Genomic DNA, 11,900 nt, shown 5'->3' on the forward strand with positions numbered 1-11,900 from the left:
ATGGCATTGGTTTTAGACCGTGTAAATTTCACAGTTATATAACCTTATATTCTGGCATACTTTTTCCAACCATCAAACGTTAAACTTCGCCTTAAGCTGCCCTTGAGTTTGGGTCGCCAGTTCTCGATTAAAATCATCATGAAATGCTTTTGCTATTTCGAATTCGATTTCTATCGCATCAGTAAAGTTTTTATTGATAATAATGCCGTCAAACTGATTGATCAGGTATTCCACATTATTAAGTTGCGGGTAACTGCATACCAAAGAAGAAGCATAACGAATGTACTTGGTGACTGTCGACAGTTCGGTTAAACCCGATTTGATCCCTGAGGAATAAGCACGGACTAAACCGCCAACCCCAAGTTTAGTACCACCAAAAAAACGCACCACGATAGCACCAATTTCACCAATACCTGAACCTTGTAATGTGGCTAACATTGGCCTACCAGCACTACCAGCTGGCTCACCATCATCGCTGCTGCCGATAGCAATACTATTTTGAGGATCGGACGCCACAAAAGCATAGCAGTAATGGCTAGCTCCTGGGTATTCGCTCTTTATGTTAGTAAGTACACACTTCAATTGAGCTTCACTAATGCAGTGGAACAGCACAGTAATGAAGCGGCTGTGTTTGATATCTTCCTCAATCGTCAGTGCTTGATTAGGAATTAAGTATTGTTCAGTCAATCAGGCCAAGCTCTCGAGTCATATTTTCATTGTGATCTTGGTGAACAATAACATTATCTTCAATACGAATACCGCCGTAAGGACGCAATTCATTAACCGTATCCCAGTTTATTTGTGATTGGCGCTGATCGGCTTTTAATTCGCCTAATAATGAATCAATAATATAAATACCCGGCTCGATAGTGAATACTTGGTTGGCTTGTATTTCACGAGTACACCGTAAGAATGGATGCCCTTCAGGAGTAGGAATGTGAGTACCACGTTCATCCAGTAAAAAACCGCCCATATCATGAACCTGTAAACCAAGCATATGGCCTAAACCATGAGGGAAGAACACGCTGGTTATTCCTTGCTCTACTAATCCCTGAGCATCACCCGTTGCTAAATTAAATTCCAACATTAATTCAGCTAATTTGGCATGAGTAGTTAAATGAAGATCGGTATATTTAACCCCTGGTTTCATCATATCGACAATGGCCAGCTGCATCTTGTTCATTTCTACAATGAGTTCATAAAAGCGGTTTTTCTCAAACGAATAAGTTCGAGTGATATCTGATGCATAACCATTATAGTTAGCCCCAGCATCAATCAAAAATGATAACCGTGGAGACGGAATTTGATGCTCAAGTGCGGTGTAATGCAAAATGGCAGCATTTTGATTAAGGGCAACAATATTGCCATATGGCACTTCATTTTCGGTTTGGCCAATCGCCGATAAATATTGCTGCTGGATTTCAAACTCACTACCACCATTATAAAAGGCATTCTTAGCAGCTAGGTGCCCTTTTACTGCAATTTGGTTAGCACGGCGAAGGCACTCTAATTCATACTGAGTTTTATCTGCACGGTGATAATGTAAGTAATTTAAAACTGAATCGGGGTTACGTCTGCTCATTCCTAATACTTCAGCGACATCAAGATGTTCACCTAAGTAAGCCCAGTCCGCAATATTATTAGGTAATAACTCAGCAACACGGTCAGCTTTAGTAAGTAGTTTAATATCAAAATGTTCAGCCCAAAAATCGTTTGGCTCATCACTGACTTTATGCCAAAAATCGACTGGACGATAAAATATTAATTGTGGTTTATCAGTGCCGTTGGCCACAATCCAACAATTAGGGTTATCCAATACAGGCAACCAAGCTTTAAATTGAGGATTAACTTTAAACGGGTAGCTTAAATCATCTAAAAACTGTCGATGATCCTGACCGGAATGTATCACCAAACCAGCAAGTTGTTCTCGAGAGACAATCTCGGCAACCCGACGATTTAATTCTGCAATGTGCGCATGATAAAAATTAGCTAGCTGATCCATTTTTGCTATCCCTGTGGTGTTATTTTTCTTGTTTAAGAACCTGTGAAGTGTATCACAAAGGGCAAAAATGCCTCCAGCAGATAAAAATTTAAACGTCCGTTTAAATTGAGTGTTGTAATTTGTCTCATTTCGTCGCACACTGTTTGGCAACTGGTCAAATGATGGCCGTCGCTGCTGTGATAAAAAGCTAGATATCAAAGCTAAATAACAACACAGTAATTGTGATGTGGAAGTCGCTTTTAGCAAAAAGGAAGCAAGCAATGATCTACCAAAGTCCTACAATTCAAGTAGAGTTATTAGAGGATAACATTGCCAAGTTGTGTTTCGATGCACCTGGCTCAGTTAACAAATTCGATAAAGAAACTCTCTCTTCATTAGATGCTGCTCTTGAAAGCATCAAGCAAAACACTAGCATTCAAGGTTTATTACTAACATCAGGTAAGAGTACCTTTATTGTTGGTGCCGATATTACTGAATTCCTAGGTTTGTTCGAACTAGATGATGCAACACTATTAGCTTGGGTTGAACAAGCTAGTGCGGTATTTGATAAACTTGAAGACTTACCTTTCCCAACAGCTTCTGCTGTTAACGGGTTTGCACTTGGTGGTGGTTGTGAAGCCATTCTTGCTACTGACTTACGTATCGCAGATACCAATGCTCGTATCGGCTTACCAGAAACCAAGTTAGGTCTTATTCCTGGTTTTGGTGGCACAGTTCGTTTACCTCGTGTAATTGGTGCAGATAACGCTCTTGAGTGGATTACCACAGGTAAAGACCAACGTCCTGAAGCTGCATTAAAAGTTGGCGCAATTGACGCTGTAGTGGCTCCAGAGAATTTAGAAGCAGCAGCATTGCAAATGCTTAAAGATGCTATTGCTGAAAAGCTTGATTGGCAGTCTCGTCGTAATCGCAAGCTTAAGGCATTAACCTTACCTAAGCTTGAAGCAATGATGTCATTCGCCACAGCTAAAGGCATGGTATTCAAAGTTGCAGGCAAACATTACCCAGCACCAATGATGGCTGTTAGCGTCATTGAGCAAGCAGCAACACTTGACCGCGCTGAAGCACTAAAAGTTGAAAACAAAGCATTCATCAAGTTAGCAAAAACTGAAGTAGCAACCTCACTGATTGGTATTTTCTTAAATGATCAATTTGTAAAAGGTAAAGCTAAAAAAGCAGGCAAGCTTGCTAAGAAAGTAAACAATGCAGCCGTACTAGGTGCTGGCATCATGGGCGGCGGTATTGCTTACCAAAGCGCAAGTAAAGGCACACCGATTGTTATGAAAGACATCGCACAGCCTGCGTTAGATTTAGGCTTAGGCGAAGCTGCTAAATTGTTAACTGCACAAGTTAAACGTGGCCGCTCTACTCCAGCTAAAATGGCTGCGGTTCTTAATAACATCACTCCAGCTTTAGATTACGCGCCAGTTAAAGATGCTGACGTTGTCGTTGAAGCCGTTGTTGAGCATCCAAAAGTTAAAGCATCTGTACTTGCTGAAGTTGAACAGTATGTTGCTGATGACGCCATCATCGCATCAAACACCTCGACCATTTCAATTAACCTACTAGCGAAAAGCATGAAAAAACCTGAGCGTTTTTGTGGCATGCACTTCTTTAACCCTGTGCATAAAATGCCTTTGGTTGAAGTTATTCGTGGCGAGAATTCATCTGAAGAAACCATTGCTTCTGTTGTCGCTTACGCGAGCAAAATGGGTAAAACACCCATCGTTGTTAACGATTGCCCAGGCTTCTTCGTTAACCGCGTATTGTTCCCATACTTTGCAGGTTTCAGTGGCTTATTAGCCGATGGTGCTGACTTTGCTAAAGTCGATAAAGTGATGGAGAAGCAGTTCGGTTGGCCAATGGGTCCTGCTTACTTACTTGATGTTGTTGGTTTAGATACAGGACATCATGCACAAGCAGTCATGGCTGAAGGCTTCCCAGATCGCATGGGTAAGAATGGTAAAGATGCTATCGATATCATGTTTGAAAGCCAACGTTTTGGCCAGAAGAACACTAAAGGTTTCTACTCTTACTCTGTTGACCGTCGCGGAAAACCGAAAAAAGATTTAGATCCAACAAGCTACGAGTTGCTTGGTAAAGAATTTGGTGAACTAAAAGACTTTGAAACTGATGAGATTATCGCACGCTGTATGATCCCTATGGTTATCGAAACGGTTCGCTGTTTAGAAGAAGGCATTATTGCTTCTCCAGCTGAAGGCGATATGGGCCTTGTTTACGGTATTGGTTTCCCACCATTTAGAGGCGGTGTATTCCGTTACTTAGATACTATGGGTGTCGCTAACTTTGTCGCAATGGCTGACAAATTTGCACACTTAGGTGGCCTATATCAAGTGACTGACGCAATGCGCGAGCTTGCAGCTACTAACGGCACATACTACCCAGCCTAATCAGCAGTAAAGGAATAACATCATGAAAAACGCTGTAATCGTCGACTGCATTCGTACTCCGATGGGCCGCTCTAAGGCTGGAGTATTTAGAAATGTACGAGCAGAAACTCTTTCTGCTGAACTAATGAAATCATTATTAAGCCGCAACAGTAAACTTGATCCAAATGACATCGAAGATGTTATCTGGGGTTGTGTGCAACAAACTTTGGAACAAGGTTTTAATATCGCACGTAATGCTGCGTTATTGGCTGGGATTCCAAAATCAGCCGGTGCTGTAACCGTAAACCGTTTATGTGGTTCATCAATGGATGCGCTTCACCAAGCCACTCGCGCCATCATGACAGGTCAAGGCGACACCTTCATCGTCGGTGGTGTTGAGCATATGGGTCACGTACCAATGAACCATGGCGTAGACTTCCATCCAGGTCTTGCAAGTAACGTTGCTAAAGCCTCAGGTATGATGGGTTTAACCGCTGAAATGCTTGGCAAAATGTATGGAATTACTCGTGAGCAACAAGATGCATTTGCTGTGCGTTCACATCAACGTGCCCATGCGGCAACTGTTGAAGGTCGTTTTGATAGTGAGATCGTACCGGTTGAAGGTCACGATGCTAATGGTGCACTAATCAAGGTGACTCACGATGAAGTTATCCGCCCAGAAACGTCACTTGAATCTTTATCTGGATTGCGCCCTGCGTTTGACCCAGCTAACGGTACAGTAACAGCTGGTACTTCTTCAGCTTTATCTGATGGCGCTTCTGCAATGTTAGTTATGGAAGAAGAAAAAGCCAAAGCACTAGGCCTACCTATTCGTGCTCGCATCCGTTCAATGGCTGTTGCCGGTTGTGATGCTGCAATCATGGGTTACGGCCCAGTTCCTGCAACGAAGAAAGCTCTGGCTCGTGCAGGTCTTAACATTGATGATATGGACGTAATTGAGTTGAACGAAGCGTTCGCTGCTCAGTCTCTTCCATGTGTTAAAGACTTAGGTCTAACCGATGTGGTTGATGAGAAAGTGAACTTAAATGGCGGCGCAATTGCATTAGGTCACCCATTAGGTTGTTCAGGTACTCGTATTTCAACGACCTTGATTAACTTGATGGAAGCTAAAGATGCGAAATATGGTCTTGCAACTATGTGTATTGGTTTAGGCCAAGGTATTGCGACTATTTTTGAGCGCGTTGAAAGCTAAAATTTAAATATAAATAAAAAGCCGTATCACATCTCGTGATACGGCTTTTTTTGTAATATCAATATTAGTAACGCTTAATAGCTTTTAACTCACGAATATCTGCTTCAAAACTTTGAATTTCTTCCGCTGAAACATACTTTTTTAATTGTTTCATAGAGCCTTGATAAAACTTAGTCATTGCATCGGCATAAGCCTTTCCAACATTATCGACTAAAACATCTGGCTTGCTAGCATGCTTCATAGCCCCACCTATAGCCCCCGCGATAATACCATTACCACCAGCTTTCGTTTCCCATTGAGTTATGTATTCCTCAGAGATATTTAACTTTGTTAAGTCTACTCTTTTTTGCGACATAACTTGACCAGTTAATGGTTCAATAAACTTTATGATAAATGATCCATCAATGCTTATCGTGCCAGTTTCTTGTGCATAAGAAGAAAAAGACTTGGTATTAACATTTGCTTTACCGACTTTTATATCGAACTGAGGGACAATAGCTAAATAACTATTCTTCTTGTCACCATAGGTTATCTCATCAAAAGTTTCATACGGACCAGAATAGGTGAAACCTTTACGTGTGATTAGAGTTTCAACACCATTTTGGAATGCACTTCTTACCTTTTCATTATATTGACCACGAATATTCACAAAATCATTAGAACGAGGACTTGATTGTACTATTCCAAATGGACTTTGAGTTGTAGTACGCTGCTCATAGGCAGTAAATGCGCCCCCAGGCTTAACTATTGCAATTTTCTTATCGACAGATTCTTGTTGTGCACCAAAATCAAAATTTGTATCTACGACTCCAGATTCCTTTTTTACTGGAATTGCAGAGCAAGCAGTAAGTGATAATACCGCTAGAGTTAAAACTAATTTTTTCATGAAATATATTCCTTTATTTTAAAATAACAAGCAGATGACATATTACATCACAACCATTAACACTTATAGGCGAGCATTATATTTAACACATAAAATTCATACACTTATGACACACCATAAAGTGTAAAACTCTATATATTTATCGAGTTTGATTAATATATCCAAAAAATCACGAATGAATAAAATTAAATCCCGTATCACCCACCATTAAGTGATAGCAAACAAAAACGAAACAATTTGTATCAATAGCTAAAAAGCATGTTTCACGTGGAACATGCTGTCTTAGTTCACGAAATACTAATAAAGCCTAAGATAGCCACTTGCAACACTCATTAAGCAGAGTAAAATTAGCGCAATTAATGTCAGTCAGTCGTATATAAGAGTTGGTATGAGCGAAATTTTTTCTACAGCAGAGCATCACCTAGATGCACTTGGTTTGCGTTGTCCAGAACCTGTAATGATGATCCGTAAAACAGTCCGGAAAATGGCTGAAGGTGAAACCTTGTTGATCACTGCTGACGACCCTGCAACTACCAGAGATATCCCAAGTTTTTGTGAATTTATGGATCACACACTGATTGCAAGTGACACTGAACAAACGCCATATAAATATATGATCAAAAAAGGACTTTAATCATGTCGACACTCAAAGCTATTGCTTACAAAACCGCAAAAAAAGGCCAAATGAATCCAGTATTTTGCGCCAACGTAAGCCTGCTCAAAGGTGTTGAAAATGATGTATTTGGTCGTCCAGGTAAGCGTCAAGTCACTGTGATGTCATTAGAACAATGGCAAACAGCTTGTCAGGAAATTAAAGCTGATTTAGATTGGCTAACTCGCCGCGCTAATATTTTAATAGATAACTATCAATTTAGCGTTGCAGATGTAGGTAAACACATTTCTATTGGTAATGATGTGACCTTACTTATCACTGGTGAAACAGATCCTTGCGCCAAGATGGAAATGGCTCATTCTGGATTAGAGAAAGCGCTACAACCATACTGGCGTGGTGGCGTAACCTGTAAAGTTGTCAGTGAAGGCTTAATTCAGGTTGATGATAAAGTAACGATTACCTAGCCTAGGATGCCTCTTTGAAGAGGCATATAAATCTACCCCATTTTTATGCTGCAACTTATTACAAAATATAGATCGTAAGTACTCCATTCTAGAGCAATAATATTTCTTATAAATTACACTTCAGAAGTAACATAGACACATCGCCTAAAAAGGCTGCTTATCTTGGCAGTACTTAACAAGTTTTTTTGTTACTTGCCAAATATAAAACTTTGCCCAAACGAAACCAAGTAACTGAATCTTCTAAAGTCGGCTTTTTGATTTACCCCACCTATGACTGTCATCATTTGAAACAGAATAAATGTTTAGTTATTGCCAAATATGTGCGATAAATATCATCAGTTTTTTAACTATCAAACAACACTCAATTGATAAAAGTGTAACTCTACCTATAACGATAATCATAATAACGGACTGTGCATGTTTACCTCAAAAATAAAACCACTCTATACCGCGATGGCGCTGAGTTTAGCCAGTGCTTCGCTTGCTGTTAACGCCACAGAAGAAACTGAAAAATGGCAAGTTAACGCTCCTGCAAACGCACCTTTAGAAAAACTACAGATTGATGTTACCGAAGGCACGTGGATGAATATCAGTGTTTCTCCTGACGGGAAAACCATTGTGTTTGATTTACTAGGTGACATATACCAAATGCCAATCAGTGGCGGGGAAGCAAAAAAGCTAGCTTCTGGAATTGCTTGGCAAATGCAACCTGTCTACAGCCCAGATGGAAAGCAAATAGCGTTCACATCTGATGAAGACGGCGGCGATAATATTTGGGTAATGAATGCTGATGGTAGCAATCAACGTGCAGTAACCTCTGAAACATTCCGTTTATTAAACAGCCCCGCATGGAGCCCTGACTCACAATACTTGGTTGCACGTAAACACTTTACTGCAAGCCGAAGCTTAGGTGCTGGTGAAGTTTGGATGTATCACGTAGCTGGTGGTGAAGGTGTTAAATTAACTGAACGCCCTAATGATCAAAAAGATTTAGGTGAGCCAGCTTATTCGCCTGATGGCCGATATATCTACTTCAGCCAAGATGCTACACCGGGTAAAACATTCCACTACTCAAAAGATTCGGTTAAAGGCATTTATAAAATTAAGCGCTACGATACTCAAACCGGTGATATTGAAGTATTAATTGAAGGCACTGGTGGTGCAATTCGCCCAACGCCAAGTCCAGATGGAACTAAACTCGCTTACATCAAGCGCGATGGTTTCCAATCAACACTGTATTTACTGGACTTAAAGTCAGGTAAACATACTAAACTTTACGGTGACCTTGACCGCGACATGCAAGAAACATGGGCTATTCACGGCGTTTACCCAACCATGTCATGGACACAAGACAATGAAGAGATTGTTTTCTGGGCCAAAGGTAAAATAAACAAACTAAACGTTGAGGACCAAGAAGTTGAGAATATTCCTTTCTCCGTCAAAACAGAACTGGATGTCCAACCTTCTGTACGCTTTACTCAAAACCTTGACCAAGACGAGTTTGATGTAAAAATGCTGCGTATGGCGCAAGTATCACCTAATGGCGAAAAGGTAGTATTTGAAGCATTAGGTAAACTTTGGATCCGTGACATTGAAGATGGTAAACAAAAACGTTTAACTCGTTTAGATGACGATATTAATGAGCTTTTCCCACAATGGTCTCGCGATGGGAAAAATATTGTATTTACAACTTGGAATGATCAAGACCAAGGAACTGTCAGCATTGTTAGTGCTAAAGGCGGACGCAGTAAAGAATTGACCAGCGAGCCGGGTAAATATGTAGAGCCAACCTTTTCTCCTGATGGCAAAGTTGTTGTATACCGTAAAGCTAAAGGCGGATACGTGACACCTCGAACTTGGTCGCAAGAGCCTGGTTTGTATAAAGTTGATATAAAGAAAAAGAAAAACATCAAAATTACAGCTAGTGGCTACCAACCTCAGTTCGGTGCAGATTCAAAACGTGTTTTCTTTATGGATTATGGTGAGACACCTGAACTATCGTCAATTAGCTTAGACGGCTTCGAAAAACGCACCCATTACACCAGTGAACATGCAACAGAGTTTCGTGTATCGCCTAACGGTGAACATTTAGCTTTCTCTGAACGTTTCCGTGTTTACGTTACTCCATTTGCTAAGCACGGTGAAACGGTTCGTATAAGCCCTAAAGCAACCAACCTTCCTGTAACTCAATTAAGTGTCCGTGCTGGCGAGAGCATAAGTTGGAATAATAAGAGCAATGAACTTTATTGGACTCTTGGGCCTGACTTATATCAAGCCGCTGTTGATACTCAATATGCTAAGACTGAAGATGAAATAAAACCAACAGTCACTGCTATTGGTTTTAAAGAAAAGGCAGATGTTCCACGTGGAACAATCGCCTTTGTTGGCGGTAAAGTTATTACCATGGAAAATGATCAAGTCATTGAAAATGGTGTAGTCATCGTTACTGACAATAAGATTGTTAGTGTTGGTGATGCTAGCGTAACCATACCGAAAGGTGCACAGGTTATCGATATTAAAGGTAAAACTTTGATGCCTGGTTTATTCGATGCTCACGCTCATGGTGGTCAAGCTGACGATGAAATCATACCTCAACAAAACTGGCAGTTATACTCTGGTCTATCGTTAGGCGTTACAGCAATTCATGATCCATCAAATGATACGACTGAAATCTTTGCAGCATCTGAGCAGCAAAAGGCAGGCAATATTGTCGGCCCACGTATATTCTCAACGGGTACCATTCTATATGGTGCAAATGCTCCAGGATATACGTCTCATGTCGACTCGTTAGATGATGCTAAATTTCACTTAGAGCGATTAAAGAAAGTCGGTGCTTTTAGTGTGAAGAGTTATAACCAACCACGTCGTAACCAACGTCAACAAGTCATTCAAGCTGCACGTGAATTAGAAATGATGGTTGTGCCTGAAGGCGGAAGCTTACTACAACATAACTTATCAATGATTGCTGATGGTCATACAACTATCGAGCATTCACTTCCTGCTGGTTCAATCTACAGTGATATTAAGCAGTTTTGGAGTCAAACAGAAGTTGCCTATACACCTACTCTAGTTGTTGCCTACGGTGGTATTTCAGGTGAACACTATTGGTATGATAAGACCGATGTTTGGGCTCACCCTCGCCTAAGCATGTATGTACCAAGTGATATATTGAATGCTCGTTCGATGCGCAGAACTAAAGCACCAGATGCGCATTACAATCATTTCAATGTTGCTCGTGTAGCCAATGAACTTAATGACATTGGAATCCATCCAAATATCGGTGCTCATGGTCAACGTGAAGGCTTAGCCGCACATTGGGAAATGTGGATGTTTGCCCAAGGTGGTATGAGCAATATGGACGTACTTAAAACAGCTACGATTAATCCAGCTAAAACCTTTGGTATGGACCATCAAATAGGTTCAATTAAAGCAGGTAAATTGGCTGACTTAATTGTCATTGATGGCAATCCATTAGAAGATATTCGCACTACGGATAAAGTCACTTACACTATGGCTAACGGTAAATTATATAACGCTGAAACCATGGATCAGTTAAATGGTGAAGAGATAAAACGTAAGCCATTTTTCTTTGAAACTGTTAAATAGCTTAACCTGTAGCTATTAATTTAAAAGGGATGTTCCACGTGGAACATCCCTTTTTTTATTACTAGTGACATATTTTAAATATCACTTTCCATAGCGAAAACAATCTGTTGTATGATCGTTAACCATACCTACCGCTTGCATAAATGCATAACAAATCGTTGGTCCAACAAAGTTAAAGCCGAGCTTTTTAAGTGCTTTTGACATCGCTTCTGATTCAACAGTTTGTGCTGGAACTTCTGACATTGAACTGAAATGATTAACCTTAGGCTTACCACCAACGAAATCCCATAAGAAAGTAGAGAAGTCATTGCCTGCATCTACAAAGGCCAAATATGCTTTAGCATTTATAATTATAGAATTGACCTTCAAACGATTTCTAACAATCCCTGGATTTAACAGCAGTTGTTCTACTTTCTCATCGTCAAAAGTAGCAATAATCTTAGGGTCAAAATTGGCGAACAAAGCTTGGTAATTATGCTGCTTTTTTAAAATGGTAATCCATGACAGTCCCGCTTGCTGTCCATCAAGGCATAACTTCTCAAATAGCTCGATAGAATCATAAACTGGCCTTCCCCAAACATTATCGTGATAATCGATATAAAGAGAGTCATTACTTAACCAAGCACAACGTTTCTGATCCATTTGTATTGCCCATTTCAATTTTTAGTCTCTACGTTAAAAAATAACCTACATCTGTATTAATCTACAAGGTATAATCAAAACCAT

At 40.3% G+C, this 11,900-nt stretch carries 9 protein-coding genes; 5 read left to right on the forward strand and 4 right to left on the reverse strand.

Annotated elements, in window-relative coordinates:
* Positions 1-72: 72 nt before the first annotated feature.
* Together K5Q58_RS13070 and pepQ are read right to left on the reverse strand one after the other, a co-directional pair.
* Complete coding sequence (locus K5Q58_RS13070) at positions 73-687, reverse strand: YigZ family protein (protein ID WP_220754372.1); 615 nt, start codon at positions 685-687, stop codon at positions 73-75.
* Positions 680-2,002, reverse strand: a complete 1,323-nt coding sequence (gene pepQ / locus K5Q58_RS13075; RefSeq protein WP_220754373.1) for a Xaa-Pro dipeptidase — start codon at positions 2,000-2,002, stop codon at positions 680-682. Before pepQ ends, K5Q58_RS13070 begins: the two co-directional genes overlap by 8 nt.
* 260 nt (positions 2,003-2,262) lie before the next feature.
* Here pepQ and fadB point away from each other — a divergent pair, with 260 nt between their 5' ends.
* Entirely contained in the window at positions 2,263-4,413 is a 2,151-nt protein-coding gene (fadB, locus tag K5Q58_RS13080) for a fatty acid oxidation complex subunit alpha FadB (protein WP_220754374.1), read from the forward strand.
* A gap of 22 nt (positions 4,414-4,435) precedes the next feature.
* Positions 4,436-5,605: an acetyl-CoA C-acyltransferase FadA gene (fadA, locus tag K5Q58_RS13085; protein ID WP_220754375.1), complete on the forward strand. Its 1,170-nt coding sequence runs from the start codon at positions 4,436-4,438 to the stop codon at positions 5,603-5,605.
* 64 nt (positions 5,606-5,669) lie between these two features.
* Here the strand turns inward: fadA and K5Q58_RS13090 are convergent, their stop codons facing one another.
* Positions 5,670-6,491 carry an HpaA family protein gene (locus tag K5Q58_RS13090; protein ID WP_220754376.1) on the reverse strand — a complete coding sequence of 274 codons (822 nt, stop codon included), beginning with the start codon at positions 6,489-6,491 and terminating at the stop codon, positions 5,670-5,672.
* Between the two features lie 388 nt (positions 6,492-6,879).
* Here K5Q58_RS13090 and tusA point away from each other — a divergent pair, with 388 nt between their 5' ends.
* The 3 genes from tusA to K5Q58_RS13105 all read left to right on the forward strand — a co-directional run bounded on the left by tusA (position 6,880) and on the right by K5Q58_RS13105 (position 11,174).
* Positions 6,880-7,125: a sulfurtransferase TusA gene (tusA, locus tag K5Q58_RS13095; protein ID WP_220754377.1), complete on the forward strand. Its 246-nt coding sequence runs from the start codon at positions 6,880-6,882 to the stop codon at positions 7,123-7,125.
* A gap of 2 nt (positions 7,126-7,127) precedes the next feature.
* On the forward strand, positions 7,128-7,568 hold the full coding sequence (locus K5Q58_RS13100; protein WP_220754378.1) for an MOSC domain-containing protein: 441 nt from the start codon (positions 7,128-7,130) through the stop codon (positions 7,566-7,568).
* A 417-nt stretch (positions 7,569-7,985) separates the two neighbouring features.
* Positions 7,986-11,174: an amidohydrolase family protein gene (locus K5Q58_RS13105; protein ID WP_220754379.1), complete on the forward strand. Its 3,189-nt coding sequence runs from the start codon at positions 7,986-7,988 to the stop codon at positions 11,172-11,174.
* 81 nt (positions 11,175-11,255) lie between these two features.
* Here the strand turns inward: K5Q58_RS13105 and K5Q58_RS13110 are convergent, their stop codons facing one another.
* Positions 11,256-11,816, reverse strand: coding sequence for a DNA-3-methyladenine glycosylase I (locus K5Q58_RS13110; protein ID WP_220754380.1), 561 nt, complete (start codon positions 11,814-11,816; stop codon positions 11,256-11,258).
* Positions 11,817-11,900: the final 84 nt, after the last annotated feature.

The organism is Shewanella sp. KT0246 (genome assembly GCF_019654955.1).
GTDB classification, from domain to species: domain Bacteria; phylum Pseudomonadota; class Gammaproteobacteria; order Enterobacterales; family Shewanellaceae; genus Shewanella; species Shewanella goraebulensis.